15 protein-coding genes are annotated in these 17,700 nt (G+C 68.2%); 9 read left to right on the forward strand and 6 right to left on the reverse strand.

The features are described from left to right. Positions 1 to 4: 4 nt before the first annotated feature. Positions 5 to 481: an RDD family protein gene (locus RHA1_RS05585; RefSeq protein ID WP_009473799.1), complete on the reverse strand. Its 477-nt coding sequence runs from the start codon at positions 479 to 481 to the stop codon at positions 5 to 7. Between the two features lie 211 nt (positions 482 to 692). Here RHA1_RS05585 and glnA (RHA1_RS05590) point away from each other — a divergent pair, with 211 nt between their 5' ends. Continuing rightward, on the forward strand, positions 693 to 2,129 hold the full coding sequence (glnA, locus tag RHA1_RS05590) for a type I glutamate--ammonia ligase (RefSeq protein ID WP_009473800.1): 1,437 nt from the start codon (positions 693 to 695) through the stop codon (positions 2,127 to 2,129). Between the two features lie 114 nt (positions 2,130 to 2,243). On the opposite strand, the gene RHA1_RS05595 is transcribed toward glnA (RHA1_RS05590), so the two are convergent. Further along, positions 2,244 to 2,930 carry a DNA alkylation repair protein gene (locus tag RHA1_RS05595; RefSeq protein WP_011594269.1) on the reverse strand — a complete coding sequence of 229 codons (687 nt, stop codon included), beginning with the start codon at positions 2,928 to 2,930 and terminating at the stop codon, positions 2,244 to 2,246. Between the two features lie 232 nt (positions 2,931 to 3,162). On the opposite strand from RHA1_RS05595, the gene RHA1_RS05600 reads away from it, so the two are divergent. The 6 genes from RHA1_RS05600 (at position 3,163) to RHA1_RS05625 (ending at position 9,132) form a co-directional block, all read left to right on the forward strand. Beyond that, a complete protein-coding gene (locus tag RHA1_RS05600; RefSeq protein ID WP_011594270.1) occupies positions 3,163 to 4,416 on the forward strand; it encodes a multidrug effflux MFS transporter in 1,254 nt (417 codons plus the stop codon). 6 nt (positions 4,417 to 4,422) lie between these two features. Continuing rightward, entirely contained in the window at positions 4,423 to 5,403 is a 981-nt protein-coding gene (locus RHA1_RS05605) for a putative antibiotic biosynthesis monooxygenase (protein WP_011594271.1), read from the forward strand. A 97-nt stretch (positions 5,404 to 5,500) separates the two neighbouring features. Continuing rightward, positions 5,501 to 6,151, forward strand: coding sequence for an ABC transporter permease (locus RHA1_RS05610; RefSeq protein WP_029537312.1), 651 nt, complete (start codon positions 5,501 to 5,503; stop codon positions 6,149 to 6,151). Then, positions 6,144 to 7,370 carry an ABC transporter ATP-binding protein gene (locus RHA1_RS05615; protein WP_011594272.1) on the forward strand — a complete coding sequence of 409 codons (1,227 nt, stop codon included), beginning with the start codon at positions 6,144 to 6,146 and terminating at the stop codon, positions 7,368 to 7,370. The genes RHA1_RS05610 and RHA1_RS05615 overlap by 8 nt, the downstream gene beginning before the upstream one ends. After that, the gene (locus RHA1_RS05620; protein WP_011594273.1) at positions 7,367 to 8,149 is read left to right on the forward strand and encodes an ABC transporter permease; all 783 of its coding nucleotides are present in this window, start codon (positions 7,367 to 7,369) and stop codon (positions 8,147 to 8,149) included. The genes RHA1_RS05615 and RHA1_RS05620 overlap by 4 nt, the downstream gene beginning before the upstream one ends. Continuing rightward, a complete protein-coding gene (locus tag RHA1_RS05625; RefSeq protein WP_009473807.1) occupies positions 8,149 to 9,132 on the forward strand; it encodes a glycine betaine ABC transporter substrate-binding protein in 984 nt (327 codons plus the stop codon). Before RHA1_RS05620 ends, RHA1_RS05625 begins: the two co-directional genes overlap by 1 nt. A gap of 3 nt (positions 9,133 to 9,135) precedes the next feature. Here RHA1_RS05625 and RHA1_RS05630 read toward each other — a convergent pair whose 3' ends face one another. From RHA1_RS05630 to RHA1_RS05645, 4 genes are all read right to left on the reverse strand, one after another. Next, complete coding sequence (locus RHA1_RS05630) at positions 9,136 to 10,101, reverse strand: endonuclease/exonuclease/phosphatase family protein (RefSeq protein ID WP_011594274.1); 966 nt, start codon at positions 10,099 to 10,101, stop codon at positions 9,136 to 9,138. Next, complete coding sequence (locus tag RHA1_RS05635) at positions 10,098 to 13,112, reverse strand: bifunctional [glutamine synthetase] adenylyltransferase/[glutamine synthetase]-adenylyl-L-tyrosine phosphorylase (protein ID WP_011594275.1); 3,015 nt, start codon at positions 13,110 to 13,112, stop codon at positions 10,098 to 10,100. Before RHA1_RS05635 ends, RHA1_RS05630 begins: the two co-directional genes overlap by 4 nt. Before the next feature lie 8 nt (positions 13,113 to 13,120). Further along, positions 13,121 to 14,461: a type I glutamate--ammonia ligase gene (glnA, locus tag RHA1_RS05640; protein WP_005247775.1), complete on the reverse strand. Its 1,341-nt coding sequence runs from the start codon at positions 14,459 to 14,461 to the stop codon at positions 13,121 to 13,123. Positions 14,462 to 14,577: 116 nt separating this feature from the next. Beyond that, a complete protein-coding gene (locus RHA1_RS05645) occupies positions 14,578 to 16,146 on the reverse strand; it encodes an alpha/beta hydrolase (RefSeq protein ID WP_041811127.1) in 1,569 nt (522 codons plus the stop codon). Positions 16,147 to 16,329: 183 nt separating this feature from the next. On the opposite strand from RHA1_RS05645, the gene panB reads away from it, so the two are divergent. Continuing rightward, positions 16,330 to 17,199 (forward strand): 3-methyl-2-oxobutanoate hydroxymethyltransferase, encoded by an 870-nt coding sequence (panB, locus tag RHA1_RS05650; protein WP_009473813.1) that lies wholly within the window; start codon positions 16,330 to 16,332, stop codon positions 17,197 to 17,199. Positions 17,200 to 17,238: 39 nt separating this feature from the next. After that, positions 17,239 to 17,700 carry a hypothetical protein gene (locus RHA1_RS05655; RefSeq protein ID WP_041811129.1) on the forward strand — a complete coding sequence of 154 codons (462 nt, stop codon included), beginning with the start codon at positions 17,239 to 17,241 and terminating at the stop codon, positions 17,698 to 17,700.

Raw genomic sequence — 17,700 nt, forward strand, 5'->3', positions numbered from 1 at the left:
GGGGTCAGCGCGTGCGGATCAGGGCGGTGCCGGTGGCCCGGTCCTGCATGCCACGACCGTCGATGTCCGTGATGGTTCCGGGCACGACGAACACGAGCAGCGCCTGACGCACCAGGGCCCGGACGAAGCCGACACGGGCGGGTCCGTCCACCCGCGCGACCTGCATGCCGAGGAACAGCTGCCCCGGTGTGAACGAGAACAGCGACACCGTGGCGACCCCGACGACGAACCAGACGAGCAGAGTGACGGTCGAGAACGGACCCTCGAAGAAGTTGTCGCCGATGATCAGTGCCGCGACGCCCGCCGACGACACCCAGTCGATCATCAGAGCGGCGAGACGGCGTCCCGTGCTCGCGAGTGAACCGGGACCTTCCGCCTGCAATCCGAGGCGCTCGCCGCGGAAGGACTGCGTCGTCTCGTCCGCGCCGTTCGGCAGCGCGGCCGAAGGTCCGGAAAGCCAGGAACCGGTGATACGTGCCATGCTGTCCAGGATAGGCGTCGCCTCTCCGAGGACCTCACACCGGACGTTTGGGCTGTGTGCGCAGTCACAGCCGGTGTAAAAGCCCAGGAAGATTCGACGCGTAACACGGGCGAAACAAAAGGTTGACCAGCGGGCAACACCAAGTCCTTACCGTCTGGCTCGACGAATTCGCCAATATCCACTTGGCTGAAGCGACTTAAGGAGCACAAGCGTGGCGTTCACCACGGCCGAAGAGGTCATCAAGTTCATCAAGGACGAGAACGTCGAATATGTCGACATCCGGTTCAGCGACCTGCCGGGCGTGCAGCAGCACTTCTCGATCCCGGCGTCCGCGTTCAACCAGGACGTCTTCGAGGACGGCCTCGCGTTCGACGGTTCGTCCGTCCGCGGCTTCCAGTCGATCCACGAGTCGGACATGATGCTCCTCCCCGACGTCGCCACCGCCCAGCTCGACCCGTTCCGCGCGGCCAAGACGCTGAACATCAACTTCTTCGTGCACGACCCGTTCACGCGTGAGTCCTACAGCCGCGACCCGCGTAACGTCGCGCGCAAGGCCGAGGAATACCTGAAGTCGACCGGCATCGCCGACACCGCCTTCTTCGGCGCCGAGGCCGAGTTCTACATCTTCGACTCGGTCCGCTACGACTCCGGCATCAACGGCGCGTTCTACGAGCTCGACTCCATCTCGGGTTCCTGGAACACGGGCAACGACGTGAACGCCGACGGCAGCCCCAACCTGGGCTACAAGGTCCGCCCCAAGGGTGGATACTTCCCCGTCGCTCCGTACGACCACTACGTCGACCTGCGCGACGAGATCTCCACCAACCTGCAGAACGCGGGCTTCGAGCTCGAGCGCGGCCACCACGAGGTGGGCACCGGCGGCCAGCAGGAGATCAACTACAAGTTCAACACGCTGCTCGCGGCCGCGGACGACCTGCAGCTGTTCAAGTACATCGTGAAGAACACCGCCTGGCAGCACGGCAAGTCGGCCACCTTCATGCCGAAGCCGCTGTTCGGCGACAACGGCTCGGGTATGCACGTCCACCAGTCGCTGTGGAAGGACGGCAAGCCGCTGTTCCACGACGAGGCCGGCTACGCGGGTCTGTCCGACATGGCGCGTCACTACATCGGCGGCATCCTGCACCACGCACCGTCGCTGCTGGCGTTCACCAACCCGACGATCAACTCGTACCACCGTCTGGTGCCGGGCTACGAAGCCCCCATCAACCTCGTGTACAGCCAGCGCAACCGCTCGGCGGCCGTGCGTATCCCGATCACCGGCAACAACCCGAAGGCCAAGCGCCTCGAGTTCCGCGCCCCCGACTCCTCGGGTAACCCCTACCTGAACTTCGCGGCGCAGATGATGGCCGGCCTGGACGGCATCAAGAACAAGATCGAGCCGCAGGCTCCCGTCGACAAGGACCTCTACGAGCTCCCGCCGGAGGAGGCCCGCAACATCCCGCAGGCTCCCACCAGCCTGTCGGCCGTCATCGATCGCCTCGAGGCTGATCACGACTACCTCACCGAGGGTGGCGTGTTCACGTCCGACCTGATCGAGACGTGGATCTCGCTGAAGCGTGAGCAGGAGATCGCTCCGGTCAACCTGCGTCCGCACCCCTACGAGTTCCAGCTGTACTACGACGTGTGAGTCGGTAGCTTCAGTCGAGCCCACTCGCGCCGCGATCACGACACCGATCGCGGCGCGGGTGGGCTCTTCTGCGTCCGGTCGCAGGTGGCCGCCGCGGTCGTCGGGTCGAACCTTCTATTCGCCGCCCTGTCGGCGCACCATCTCGGTGATCCAGATGGGCGCGAACGGGGACGTGCAGCCCGGGGAGGTCGGGTAGTCCTTCAGCACCTCGAGGCGCTCACCGATGTCGAGTGCGCGGGCGCGGTACTCGGCGTGCTCGATCCCGATCTGGGCCAGGCAGTGGTTCATCGCCCACTGCAGGCGATCCGGGGCGTCCTTCATCTCCGCCTCGATGACGTCGAGCAGTCCCGCGAGGTCGAGGCCCTCGGGCTTCTTCGCCACGCGTTCGGTGGTCAGCGCCCAGCCGGCACCGGCGACCGCTGGATCCGGATCGACGGACCACGCCCGGCGCAGGTCCTCGGCGTGCGGGTTCTTTTTCACCACGTAGTTCACGAGCCAGTCGTGCACCTTGGGTGCGCGCGCCTCGCGCAGCATGGCGTCCAACTCGTCGCGCTCGAACGCCTTCGGGCGGCAGATCAGGATCGCCAGCAGTCGTGCCGCGGTGTCACCCGTCTCCCACAGCCGGTACGCGAGTTCCTGCTGCGTCTTCAGCCTCTTCGCGAGCGCGCGCAGCTTGCCGAGGTTCACCCCGTGATCGTCACCGTGCTTCTCGTTCACCTCGCGTGCCCTCGGGTCCTCGAGCTCGGCCAGCTCGGCCATCACCTGGGCAACCGTGGTCTCCGTCAGCGCCGTCTCGGCCACCTGAGTCTCCTGTCCGTCACATGGGGGATTCAGCCTACGACGGACGCCGGCCCCCGCCGTGTGGTGTCTCGGCCCCCTGCCGGGCGGTCCGGAACCCGCCCGGGCGCCGCGGGCCGCGTCGTATGATCCAGGGAACCGACCACACGGACCGTTGCGAAACGTGCGGTCGGAGCCTTTCGGGATACTTGCTCCGTTCTCCAGCCCCCTCGGGTCGAGAAGCAGGTGATGCGGGATGTCAGTGCCCACGACGTCGTCCGGTGTGCCGGTTCCGCGCCGTGTGGTGGTCATTCTGCTGCTGGTGATTCCGCTCAGCCAGATCCCGCTCGACATCTACACTCCGGCGTTGCCGCAGATGGTGCTCGATCTGGACGCGTCCGCCGCCGTCGTGCAGAACACGGTGACCGCCTACATGCTGGGCATGAGTCTGGCGTTCATTCCGGTCGGCCTGATCGCGGATGCGGTGGGCCGCAAACGAACTCTGGTGACCTGCCTGGCGATCCTCGTCGTCACCAGCGTGGGATGCGCACTCGTGCAGAACATCACACTGCTGCTCGGTCTGAGATTCGTGCAGGGTATCGGCGGGTGCGCGTGCCTCGTCCTCGCTTACGCGATCGCCGCCGACTGCTACCGCGGCGCCCGGCTCACATCCGTGTCCGGTCTCCTCGGGGCCGCGTGGGGGCTGGCGCCCGTTGTCGCACCCGCGGTGGGCGGGGTACTGGTGCAGTTCATCTCGTGGCGTCTGGTGTTCGGGCTGAACGCGCTTCTCGCGGCGCTCGCCGTTCCCCTCGTCGTCGCGGGACTGCCGGAGACCCTTCCGCCGGATCTGCGGGCACCGGTCGACGTCGGCGCCGCGGCGCGGGTGCTGGGTGCGGCCCTGCGTCACCGCATCTTCGTGGGGTTCGTGCTCGTGTTCGGTCTGATGGCGTCCGCTCAGATGGTCTTCGGTGTCGTCGCTCCCTTCCTGTACCAGCAGATCCTCGGCTTCTCCCCTGCCGCCTACGGTGCGGTGGCGCTGGTCGTGGGCGGCGCGAACCTCCTCGGCGAACTCGCCTGCAGTGCGCTGGCTGTTCGGGTCGGAACCCGCCGGCTCGCGTTCGGCGCGTGGTGGGTGTTCGTGTCGGGCGCACTCGTACTCACCGTCACGGCCGGGTTGTCCGTCGTCACCGCACCGGCCATCACGATCGGCGCCTGCCTCGCGCTCGCCGGATGCGGAGTGCTCTGTCCGCAGATGTACGGGCTGGCCCTCGGACTGTTCACCCGCAACCTCGGACTGATCGGCGGTGTCGTCACCGCGGCCTGCTATCTCGTCGTCAGTGCGGCGATGGCCGTCGCCGGAGTGCTGCCGGAGAACAGCCAGGCACCGCTGGGCTGGCTGTACCTGACCCTGGGCGCGGGAGCCGGGATTTTGCTGCTCCTCACCACGTCCACCCGGCGGTCCCAGGGTTCTCCCTCCGCCGCACCCGCACCACGACCAGAACGGAGGTGACCTCACGTGCCGCATTCACACCCGCGCAGCCCTGCCGCGTCCCCGGTGTCGGTGATCTTCCAACGCCGGATCGACGACGCGAGTTACGCCGACTACGCACGGTGGCAGAAACACGCGGCGGAGGCCCTCGCGACGGTTCCGGGTTTCATCGATCAGGACATCGTGCCGCCGTCGCCGCCCGTGCAGGACGACTGGGTGGACGTACTGCGGTTCGCCACCATCGAGGACGCCCGCGCGTGGCTCGACAGCGACCGCCGGACGGAACTCGTGGCGGAGATCAAGCATGCCTTCATCGGCAACGAGGACGTCCACCTGCTCACCGGCGAGCAGACCCGGGAGCAGTCGGCGACGTCGGTGGTCATCTCCTGTCACGTCGACCCCGAGGACGAGTCGGCGTTCATGGACTGGCAGCGCAAGATCTCCGCCGCCGAGGCGGGGTTCCGGGGTTTCCGGGGGCACAAGGTCGAGAGACCGGTGCAGGGGATCACCGAGGACTGGACGATCGTGCTGAGCTTCGACACCGAGGACAACCTGGCGGCGTGGATGGATTCACGCGAGCGGGCCGCCCTCCTGAAGGAGGGTGAGAAGTTCAACAAGAACCTCCGAATCCGCAAAGCGAGCTACGGTTTCGACTTCTGGTTCCGCGGCGCGGGCGGAGACGAGCCGCCCCCGGTGCCCGTCGCCCGAAGCAATCTCCTGGCCCTGCTGGTGCTGTATCCGCTGGTGGTGATCTGGGGCCATTTCGTCAGCGCACCGTTCATCGAGGCGCACGGGGTTCCGATCGCCGTCGCCCTGTTCGTCGGGAACCTCGTCACCACCCAGATCCTCGGCTGGTGGGCGGTTCCGGCGGCGTTCAAGGTGTTCGGGTGGTGGATGGACCCGGCGATCTCACCCCGCCGGCGCAACCTCGGTTACGCCGTGATGATCGCGCTGTTCGGGATTTCGATCGCCGTGTGCACCCTGCTGTTCATGATCCCGACCACGTAACAGAGTTTCCGATTCACCTGCGCGATGTTCGGGTACAGAGCACTGTGAAGGACCGAGGTCTGTTTTCACATCTGGAGAAAGGTGTTCACGGTTGGACATGCAGCAACTGTGGGACTTCGTCTCCGCCCGGAAGCAGCAACTGCTCACCGACTCCTTCCTGCACGTCAGCGCCGTCGTGCAGTCGGTGGTGATCGCCACGATCGTCGCGGTGGCGATCGGGATCCTCGTGTACCGCAGTCCGGCCGGCTCCGCGATCGCCACCGCACTCGCGAGCACGATCCTCACCATCCCGTCGTTCGCCCTGCTCGGCCTGCTGATTCCGATCCTCGGACTCGGTGTCGCCCCCACCGTTACCGCTCTCGTGCTGTACGCACTGCTGCCGATCATCCGGAACACCATCCTCGGACTCGCCTCCGTCGATCCCGCGATCACCGACGCCGCCCGGGGCGTGGGAATGAGCCGCACGACGGTGCTGAGCAGGATCGAAATCCCGCTCGCCTGGCCGTCGATCCTGACGGGCATGCGGGTGAGCACCCAGATGCTGATGGGCATCCTCGCGATCGCCGCCTACGCCAAGGGACCCGGGCTCGGCAACCTCATCTTCTCGGGACTGTCCCGCGTCGGCAGCCCGACAGCGATACCGCAGGCCCTCACGGGGACCGTTCTCATCGTGATCCTCGCCCTCGTACTCGACGGCGTCCTCGCCGTCATCGGCCGACTCACCACCTCCAGGGGGATCCGTGACTGACCTCGATACACCGCACACCAACGGAAGCACCGTCTCGGGAGTGGACATCGTCCTCGAAGACGTCGTCAAGAGCTATCCGGGCCAGGAGAAGGCGGCCGTCGACAACGTGTCGATGCGCATCCCCGCCGGGGAGATCGTGGTCCTCGTCGGCCCGTCCGGCTGCGGCAAGACCACCACCATGCGCATGATCAACCGGCTCATCGAACCGACGTCGGGGAAGATCACGATCGGCGGCAAGGACGCCCTGTCCATCGACCCGGACAAGCTGCGGCGCGGCATCGGCTACTCGATCCAGCAGGCCGGACTGTTCCCGCATCTCACGATCGCGAAGAACGTGGGCACGGTCCCCGGTCTGATCGGCTGGGACAAGAAGAAGATCGCCGACCGCACCGACGAGATGCTCGACCTCGTCGGACTCGAACCCGACCTCTACCGCGAGCGCTACCCCCGGCAGTTGTCGGGCGGTCAGCAGCAGCGCGTCGGGGTGGCGCGGGCGCTGGCCGCCGATCCCCCGGTGCTGCTCATGGACGAGCCGTTCGGCGCGGTCGACCCGATCACGCGCGGACTGCTGCAGGACGAATTGATGCGACTGCAGTCCGATCTCGGCAAGACGATCGTCTTCGTGACGCACGATTTCAACGAGGCGGTCAAGCTGGGCGATCGGATCGCGGTGCTGGGCAACCAGTCGCACATCATGCAGTACGACACCCCGGAGGCGATCCTCGCCCATCCGGCGAACGACATGGTGGCCGGATTCGTCGGCGCGGACGCCTCCCTGAAGCAGCTGACGCTCACCCGGGTGGCGGAGGTCGAACTCCTCGACTGCCCCACCGCGTACGAGGACGGGTCGGTGGACGATCTGCGGGCGGCGATCGCACGCCGCAAGGATAAGTGGGGAGTCCTGTTGGACGCGCGGGACCGCCCGACCCGCTGGGTGTCGTTGCGGCATCTGGCCAACGCCACGTCGCTGCGCGACATCGGCGACCCGATCGAGGAGGTGGTGTCGACCCAGTCGACGCTGCAGGACGCCCTCGAGGCGCTCCTCGCGGAGAGCAGTGCGTCGACGATCGTCACCGGCCGGCGGGGCGAGTACCGCGGCCTGATCACGATCGACACACTGGTGACGCACCTGTCCGCGATGCGTGAGGAACACGCGCACGACGACGAGGACGGCGAGCCGCAGCAGGACGGGGCGCGCGAGGGCGGCACACCGTCATGACGGCCGCCGTCGCCACGAAGCCCACCGCACCCACCGCACCTGCCGCCCGGCGGTCGGAGCGGGCCCGCTTGCTGGTCCAGCCGATCATCGTCGTGATCCTGGTGGTGGGTGTGCTCGCCTGGGCCTTCAACCGCGAACTCACCGCCACGCAGAAGGGCAGCCTCAACGCCGCCAACATCGCGACCCTGACGTGGCAGCACGTGCTGATCACGGCCGCGGTGGTCGCGATCGTCGTCGTCGTCGCCGTCCCGCTGGGGATCCTGCTGACGCGGCCCGGGTTCACCAAGCTGGCACCGATCTTCCTCGGAATCGCCAACATCGGACAGGCCGCGCCGGCCATCGGACTGCTGGTGCTGCTCTTCCTCGCGACGGGGACCACCGGATTCTGGATCGGGGTGCTCCCCATCGCGTTCTACTCTCTCCTGCCCGTTCTCCGGAACACGATCCTGGGTCTGCAGGAGGTCGATCCCGCCGTCATCGACGCCGGGCGCGGACAGGGCATGACCGCCGCCCTCGTCCTGCGGAAGGTCGAGTTCCCACTCGCCGTCCCGTACATCCTCGCGGGACTGCGCACGTCGCTCGTGCTCGCCGTGGGCACCGCGACGCTCAGTTTCCTCGTCAGCGCCGGCGGTCTGGGAATCCTCATCGACACCGGATACAAGTTGCGCGACAACGTGACCCTGGTGGTCGGAGCCGTGCTCGCGGTCGCGCTCGCGCTGCTCGTCGACTGGTGCGGCGCCCTGGCCGAGGAGTTCCTCGGCCCGAAGGGGCTGCGCTGATGAACCATCTCCGGAAGGCGATTGCCGCGACGGCCGTGACACTCTGCGGAGTCCTCGCAGCGTCCTGCGGCCTCGAATCCGGTGGCGCCCTGCCGCTGTCGGTGGAACCGGGCAGCATCCAGCCCGTCCCCGAACTCGAAGGTGTCAAGATCACCGTCGGTTCCAAGGACTTCACCGAGCAGGTCACCCTCGGGTACATCATCGAGTTCGCGCTCAGTGCCGCCGGTGCCGAGGTGCGCGACCTCACCAACATCCAGGGGTCCAACAGCACACGGGACGCCCAGCTGGACGGGCAGATCGACGTCACCTACGAGTACACCGGGACCGGGTGGATCAACTACCTCGGCAACGAGATTCCGATCCCCGACCCGACCGCGCAGTTCGAGGCGGTCCGCGACGAGGACCTCGACAGCAACGGCATGGTGTGGGTCGATCCGGCACCGATGAACAACACGTACGCACTCGCGATGAGCAGGCAGACCGCGGAGGAAACCGGGATCACCACCCTGTCGGAGTACGCGGATCTGGTCAACCGCGACCCCGCTGCCGCGACGACCTGCGTCGAAACCGAATTCAACGTCCGCCAGGACGGGTTCCCGGGTATGGCCGCCAAATACGGCTTCGACCCCGCCCGCGCGAACCGCCAGATTCTCCAGACCGGCATCATCTATCAGGCCACCGCCGACGGAACGCAGTGCAAGTTCGGTGAGGTGTTCACGACGGACGGCCGCATCATCGCGCTCGATCTGGTGCTGCTGGACGACGATCGACAGTTCTTTCCGAAGTACAACCCGGCGATCACCATGCGCAAGGATTTCGCCGAGGCACATCCGCAGGTCGCGGAGGTGATGGCCCCGATCTCCGCGGCGCTGACCAACGAGGAGATCACCGAACTGAACCGCCGGGTCGACGTCGAGGGCGAGGAACCGGCGGACGTGGCCCGGGACTGGCTGGTGCAGAAGGGTTTCGTCACGCTGCCGTGACGGTCAGCTGCCGAGGCCGATCTTCGCGATCAGGCCGCGATGATCCGAACCCGTCAGCACCACCGATTCCACGGACTGCGCCTGTGCGCCGCTCGTGACGATGTGATCGATCGCGATCATCGGCGGCAACGGCTGCCGGTCGGCGGGATACGTGTTCTGGATTCCGGCACCCACCTGGTCGGCGGCATCGCGGTAGCGTCCGGTCACGAGGTTGCGGTACTTCACGTGGTCGCGGGTGGAGTTGAAGTCGCCGCTGACGATCACGGGTCCCGAGTCGGCGGGGACGGCGTCGAGAATGGCTTTGATGCGGTCCATCTCGCGCGACCACAGCGACGGATCCGACGGCCACGGCGGAACCGGGTGGAACGCGTACAGTGCCGTGCTCGCACCGTCCGGGAGTTCCACCCGGGCCGACAGCGCGGACAGGACGAATTCCGAGTGGTGGACCTTGTCGGTCAGCGGGTACCGGCTCCAGATCCCGGTTCCCTCGCCGCCGCTGCCGGGCATGAGGAACGAGAACGGCAGGGTCGATTCGATTCCCGCTGCCACCAACCGGTCGACGGCCTCCGGTGTCAGTTCGTTGACGGTGAGCACGTCGACGCCGCGGTCCCGGATCTGCCGGACGAGGGAGTCGGCGTCCGCGTTGCCGAGCCAGATGTTGGCCTGCATCACCGTCAGTTCCGGCCCGGACGCCGTCACCGCACCGTTCGCGACGTACAGCGGGCCCTGCGACAGGGTGGCCACCACGGCCACCATCAGCGCGACGCCGAAACCGGTCCAGTGCCGGGCGATTCCGAGCAACAGCACCCCGACCGCGGCGACGGCCATCAGGTACGGCGCCGCAGACGCCAGCACGAGCAGGCGCTGGTTCTGGACGTCGAGGAATCTCAGCACGACGCCGAACACGCCGACGAGCACCGCGAGCCATCCGAGGGCCGTCAGTGCCCGCACCCCCCGGGTGGCGATCACTCCCCGAAGACTCTCTCCACCACAGCCTTGGCCCGCCGGGTCACCCGCAGGTAGTGGTCGAGGAACTCGCCCGCATCACTGCCACCCCAGCCGGCGATCTGCGCGACCGCGGACAGCACCCGTCCCGAACCGGGCAGCTGATCGGTGGCCTTGCCGCGGACGAGCACCAGGCAGTTGCGCGCCTTCGTCGCGGTGATCCACGCGTCACGGAGCAATTCGACGTCGGACTCGCTGAGCAACTCGGCCGCGCCGATCGCGTCGAGCGTCTCGAGCGTCGACGTGTTGTGCAGCGACTCGATCTCGTGGGCGTGCCGAAGCTGGATCAGCTGCACGGTCCATTCGATGTCGGCGAGGCCGCCGCGCCCGAGTTTGGTGTGCGTCGCGGGGTCGGCGCCGCGCGGCAACCGCTCGGAGTCGACGCGCGCCTTGATGCGCCGGATCTCGCGCACCGCCTGCTCCGACACCCCGCCCTCCGGGTAGCGGGTCTTGTCGATCATGTGCAGGAAGCGCAGCCCCAGATCGGCGTCGCCCGCGACGTGATGCGCGCGCAGCAGCGCCTGGATCTCCCAGGCCTGCGCCCACTGCGCGTAGTAGGCCTCGTAGGACGCCAGGGTGCGCACCATCGGGCCGCTGCGACCCTCCGGGCGCAGGCCCGTGTCGACCTCGAGCGGCGGATCGGTGCTGGGCGCGCCGAGCAGGGCCCGCACCTTGTCGCCGATGCTGTTGGCCCACTTGACGGCGACGGTCTCGTCGATCCCCTCGCGCGGCTCGCAGACGAACAGCACGTCCGCGTCGGAGCCGTAGCCGAGCTCACCGCCACCGAGGCGGCCCATGCCGATCACCGTGAATGTCGCGGGAGCGGGCGTGCCGAGTTCCTTCTCGCTCGCCTTGATCACCGCCGCCAGGGCAGCATTGAGCACCGCCGCCCACACGGACGACAGCGCCTTGCACACGCCCTGCACGTCGAGCATGCCGAGGATGTCCGCGGACGCGATACGCGCCAGCTCGTAGCGACGCAGCGACCGCGCCGCAGCGATCGCGCGGGCCGGGTCGTCGTGGCGTGCCGACGCCGTCAGGATGCCGCGCGCGACGTCCTCCGGCTTCGACTCCAGCAGTCGCGGTCCGGCCGGCGAATCCGCGAACAGGCGCACCACGTCCGGCGCCTTGATCAGCAGGTCGGGAACGTAGGCGGAGGATCCCAGCACCGTCATCAGCCGCTCGGCGACCGACGCCTCGTCACGCAGCAGCCGGAGGAACCAGGTCTGATCGGTCATCGCGTCCGACAGCCGTCGGTACGCGAGCAGACCCGCATCGGGATCCGGTGTGTCGGCGAGCGATTCGAGCAGGGTCGGCAGCAGCAGCGCCTGGATGCGGCCCTTACGGGACGCGCCGCTGGTCAGAGCGGTGAGGTGGCCGAGCGCGTTCTCCGGGGCGGTGTAACCCAGCGCCGCCAGCTGGCGGATGGCCGCGTCCGGGCTCAGCCGCAGCGCCTCCTTGTCGATGCGCGCCACCGATTCGAGCAGCGGCCGGTAGAACAGCTTGGCATGCAGGCGCCGCACGCGGTGCGAGTTGCGCTTGATCTCCGCGTTGAGAACGCCGAGCGCGTCCTTGCTGCCGTCCGGCCGCATGTGCGCCGCCCGGGCCAGCCAGCGCAGCGCCTCCTCGTCGTCGGCGGGTGGGAGGGTGTGTGTGCGCCGCAGCTTCTGCAACTGCAGCCGGTGCTCGAGCAACCGCAGGAACTCGTAGGACGCAGCGAGATTCGCGGCGTCGTCGCGACCCACGTAGCCGCGGGCGGCGAGAGCGGTCAGCGCGTCGATGGTGCTCTGGACGTGCAGAGCCTCGTCCGCGCGCCCGTGCACGAGTTGCAGGAGCTGGACGGCGAACTCGACGTCGCGCAGACTTCCGCGTCCCAGTTTCAGCTCGCGTTCGCGCAGTTCCGGCGGAACCATCTCCTCGACCCGGCGGCGCATCGCCTGCACCTCGGGAACGAAGTCCTCACGCTCCGACGCGGTCCACACCATCGGGCTGAGGGCGTCGACGTACTGCTGTCCGAGCGCGGCGTCGCCGATCATCGGGCGGGCCTTGAGCAGCGCCTGGAACTCCCAGGTCTTGGCCCAGCGTTTGTAGTACGCGACGTGGGATTCGAGGGTGCGGACGAGTTCCCCGCGCTTGCCCTCCGGCCGCAGCGCGGCGTCCACGTCGAAGAAGGCCGAGGAGCCGATGCGCATCATCTCGCCCGCGATCCGGCTGGCGGTCGCGTCGGCGGGTTCGGCGACGAAGACCACGTCCACGTCGCTGACGTAATTGAGTTCGCGGGCACCGCACTTGCCCATGGCGATGACCGCCAGCCGCACGGGACAGGGGGCGTCCGGGCACACGGCTGCGACGGCCACCGCGAGGGCGGCGTTCAGCGCGGCGTCCGCCAGATCGGACAGCTGATGCCCGACCGTCTGGTACGGAAGTACCGGTTCGTTCTCGACAGTCGCCGCGAGGTCGACGGCGGCGAGCAGCATCAGCTCGTCGCGGTACGTCTTGCGCAGCGCCGCGATGGCATCGGGTCCGGTGACCTTCGCCCGGTAGAGGTTGGCGTCCGGGTGGGCGCCTTCCTCGGGTTCGGCCCCGACCGAGGCCATCATCGTGGCGGTCGCCTCGTCCTTCGACGGGAGGCGGACGTCGCCGGCGAGGATCTTCCAGGACGCGGGATCCGCGACCAGATGGTCACCGAACGCGCTGGACGCACCGAACAGACCGAACAGCCGGCCACGAAGGCCCTTGTCGGTGCGGAGCGCCGCATCGAGTTCGGCCCAGTCCTCGCCGAGGCCGTCCTTCAGGCGCACCAGGGTGCGGAGGGCGAGGTCGGCGTTCGCGGCCCGCGACAACGACCAGAGCAGTTCGATGCTGTCTTCACCGACCCAGCCCAGATCGCGGAGTTCGGACGGAGCGGTCGGCTCGACGAGACCCAGGCGACCCGGGCCGGGAACGGCAGAACGCGCTGCCGGAGGCTTCACCATGCTCTTGCTCACAACCCCAGATACGTCTTGAGTTCGAACGGCGTCACGTGGCTCCGGTACTCCTCCCACTCGCGACGCTTGTTGCGCAGGAAGAAGTCGAACACGTGCTCGCCGAGTGCTTCGGCCACCAACTCCGACTTCTCCATCTCGCGCAGCGCGCCGTCGAGGTTGCCGGGCAGTTCCCGGTAGCCCATGGCGCGGCGCTCGGCCGACGTCAACGCCCACACGTCGTCCTCGGCCTCCGGCGGAAGTTCGTAGCCCTTCTCGATTCCGCGCAGACCCGCGGCGAGGAGCACCGCGAACGTCAGGTACGGGTTGCAGGCCGAATCGGGGCTGCGGATCTCGACGCGACGCGACGACGCCTTGTTCGGCGTGTACATCGGGACGCGGACCAGCGCCGACCGGTTGGACGGACCCCAGGACGCGGCGGTCGGGGCCTCGCCACCGTGGATCAGCCGCTTGTAGGAGTTGACCCACTGGTTGGTGACGGCGCTGATCTCGTTGGCGTGCTCGAGGATGCCGGCGATGAACGCCTTACCGGTCTCCGACAGCTGCATCGGATCGTCCGGGTTGTGGAAGGCGTTGGTGTCGCCCTCGAACAGGCTCATGTGGGTGTGCATCGCCGAACCGGCCTGATCGCTGAACGGCTTCGGCATGAACGTGGCGCGCACACCTTCGGCGATCGCGACCTCCTTGACGACGTAGCGGAACGTCATCACGTTGTCGGCCATCGAGAGGGCGTCCGCGTACCGCAGGTCGATCTCCTGCTGGCCGGGGGCCGCTTCGTGGTGGCTGAACTCGACGGAGATGCCCATCGACTCGAGTGCGTCGATGGCGTGCCGGCGGAAGTTGGGGGCGGAGTCGTGGACGGCCTGGTCGAAGTAGCCGCCGGAGTCGGCGGGCTTCGGCGGGGTGCCGTCGATCGGCCCGTTCTCCAGGAGAAAGAATTCGATCTCGGGGTGCACGTAGCAGCTGAAGCCCAGATCGCTCGCCTTGTTCAGCTGACGGCGCAGCACGTGCCGCGAATCCGCCCAGGAGGGCGAACCGTCGGGCATGGCGATGTCGCAGAACATGCGGGCGGAGTGCTGGTGCCCCTTGCTCGAACTCCACGGCAGCACCTGGAACGTGGACGCGTCCGGCTTCGCGACCGTGTCCGCCTCGGACACCCGGGAGAAGCCCTCGATCGCGGATCCGTCGAAGCCGATGCCCTCCTCGAAGGCGCCTTCCAGTTCCGCGGGGGCGATCGCCACCGATTTCAGGTATCCGAGAACGTCCGTGAACCACAATCGGACGAACCGAATGTCGCGCTCTTCGAGGGTGCGAAGCACGAATTCCTTTTGGCGATCCATATCCGCGAGAGTAAGCAAAGTTCGTTAAATCTGTGTTACTTCGTTGATTCGACTCTGCCGGATTCCGCATCGTGCCAGCGTGCGGGCACCTCGGCCGATCCCGTCACAGGCATGGGTCAGCACGCCAGATCCGCAGCCGGCGCCGCGAGGTCGACCAGATAGTCCGAAACAGCGTCGTCGACGCACGCCTCGCCGTCGAGAACGACGGTGTGCTGAGTGCCCCGGTACGTGACGAGCGAGCCGTTCATCTGCTTCGCCAGATCCACACCCGCCTGGTACGGCGTCGCCGGATCCTCGGTCGTCGACACGACGACGACCGGCGGGATCCCGGGCGCCGACACCGTGTGCGGCGCGCCCGTGTTCGGCGCGGGCCAGAACGCGCACACGTCCAGCGGCGCGTTGCCGGTGCCGCGACCGTCGTCGAGGAACGGCGCCGCCTGGCGGTACCGCACGTCCGCCTCCCCGACGACCGCGCGGTCGGTGACCGGCGGATCGTCCATGCAGCGGATCGAATTGAACGCGTCGTTGAGATTCGAGTACGTGCCGTCGTCGGCGCGCCCCTCGTACAGATCGGCCAGCATGAGCAGCGAATCACCGGTCCCCGTCTGCAGGCTCTCCAGACCGCCGCGGAGCGGGCCCCACAGATTCGGCGAGTACAGGGCCTGCTGGACGCCGGTGATCGCATCGGTGTAGCTGAGTCCGCGCGGGTCGGTGGTCGCGGCCGGCTTGTCGATCAGCGGGTCGACGAGCGCCCGGAACCTCGCGTTCGCCTGTGCCGGGTCGGTGCCCAGCGGACAGTCCGGCTGCTGCATGCAGTCCGCGGCGAACGCGTCGAACGCGGACTGGAAACCGGCCGCCTGCAGGATCACTTCCTCCGTCGGGTCCTGCTCGGGATCGAGGGCACCGTCGAGGACCATCGCGCGCACGTTGCCCGGGAACGTCTCCGCGTACGTCGAGCCGAGCCGGGTGCCGTACGAGTAGCCGAGGTAGTTGAGCTTCTCGTCACCGAGCACCGCCCGGATGACGTCCATGTCGCGCACCACGTCGTACGTGCCGACGTGCGCGAGGACGTCGACACCGGTCCGGTCCGCGCACTTGTCCGCGTACTCGCGGTTCTCGGCCTCCGTCCGCGCGATTCCGGCGGGACTCATGTCGACGTCGTCGTCCTTGCGTCTGGCGTCCACCTCCGGCGGGGTCAGGCAGGTCACCTGCGGGGTGGACGCGCCGACGCCGCGCGGATCGAAACCGATGACGTCGAACCGCTCCGCGATCTCGGTGCCGTCGGCCACGGACGCCAGCCCGATACCGGACGCCCCCGGGCCGCCGGGGTTCACGAGCAGCGATCCGACCTTGTCGCCGGTCGCCTTCGACCGGGAGACGGCGATCTGAGCGGTGGCGCCCCCGGGATTCGCGTAGTCGTTCGGCACGGTCACCTTCGCGCAGTCGAGAGTGTCGCCGAGCGGAGACCCGTCCGTGCTGTATCCCTCGCACGAGGCCCACTGCACCTGCTGCGTGTAGTACTCCTCGAGCCCGGCGGGGATCGGCCCGGCCGGAGCCGCCTCGGCCGCCGACGGTTCGGCGACTGCCTCACCGGCGTCCCGTCCGCCTCCCGCACAGCCTGCGACGACAAGGAGGACGGCGATGCACCCCGCGAACGCGGCCGGTACTCGAGCACTCTTCGACATAGGACGATCGTGCCAGGGGTTCTGCGCCGACAGGCCTTCCCGCAGGTCAGAGGACAGGCAGGGGGTGTGACCTATCGCACCCGCGCGAGCCCTTCGCTCCCCCGCGGGCCGGTGGCAGACTGTAGGCGTCATCACCCGCACCCGGGGACCCGTCAAGGGCCTCGAGGCCAGAAAGGGACAACGATGTCCGATAGCAAGTCGTCCGCGAGCACGTCAGAAGATCGGCTCTACGGATCAGCACCATCGCACGACGTTCCCAAGCGCAAGACCCGAACCCACCACCTGCAGGCCATGAAGGCCGAGGGTGAACGCTGGGCGATGCTCACCGCCTACGACTACTCCAGCGCCCGCATCTTCGAGGAAGCTGGGATTCCCGTTCTCCTCGTCGGCGATTCGGCCGCCAACGTCGTCTACGGATACGAGACCACCGTCCCGGTCACGATCGACGAACTCCTCCCCCTCGTTCGCGGCGTCGTCCGCGGTGCGCCGCACGCTCTCGTGGTGGCGGACCTCCCCTTCGGCAGCTACGAAAGCTCCCCCGAACAGGCCCTCGCGTCCGCGACCCGGTTCATGAAGGAGGGGCTGGCCCACGCGGTCAAGCTCGAGGGCGGCGAGCGCGTCGCGCCGCAGATCGCCGCCATCACCGCGGCAGGCATCCCCGTCATGGCCCACGTCGGGTTCACCCCGCAGAGCGTGAACTCGCTCGGCGGTTTCCGCGTGCAGGGCCGCGGCGACGCCGCCGAGCAGTTGGTCGCCGACGCGATCGCCGTGCAGGAGGCCGGCGCGTTCTCCGTCGTCATGGAGATGGTGCCCGCCGAGATCGCAGGCCAGGTCACCCGCAAGCTCACCATCCCCACCGTGGGCATCGGAGCGGGCGTCGAGTGTGACGCCCAGGTCCTCGTGTGGCAGGACATGGCCGGCTACACCAGCGGCAAGACGGCGAAGTTCGTCAAGCGCTTCGGTAACGTCGGGGACGAGCTGCGCAGCGCGGCCGCCGCATACGCGACCGAGGTACGCGCCGGAACGTTCCCGGCGGAAGAGCACAGCTTCTAGGCCGTCCTCGACTCACCGGGCCGGCACACACTCGAGGGGATGTTCATGGGACAGCGACACGTGCACGGCACCGGACGGCGTCACCGCCTGGCCGTGATGGCGGCCGGGACGGTGGCGGCCGCGGCGGTCGTCACGGGGTGCGCCGGCCCCGGCCCCGCACCCGCGCCCGGCACCACCGCACCCCCGGCGCCGGCCACCACCGCGGTACCCGGCACCGCCCTCGTGCCGGGTGGCGTCACCGAGGCGCAGGCCGCCCAGCTGTGCACCGACCTCGAAGGTCAGTTGCAGAGCTGGCGCACCTACACCCCGACCATCGGCAAGACCGGGTTGAACGGTCTCGTCGGCACATGGATCGCGCAGAACAACCTCAACGCGCTCGATTTCCTGCAGGACCGGGGCCGGATCGACGTGATCACGACGGCGGCCTGCCCCGGCATCCGGCAGGAGGCGGTGACCGCGCTGGAGATCCCCGATCTGGCGTCCGGCCTGATCGGGTTCTGA

Source organism: Rhodococcus jostii RHA1, from assembly GCF_000014565.1.
Lineage (GTDB): Bacteria > Actinomycetota > Actinomycetes > Mycobacteriales > Mycobacteriaceae > Rhodococcus_F > Rhodococcus_F jostii_A.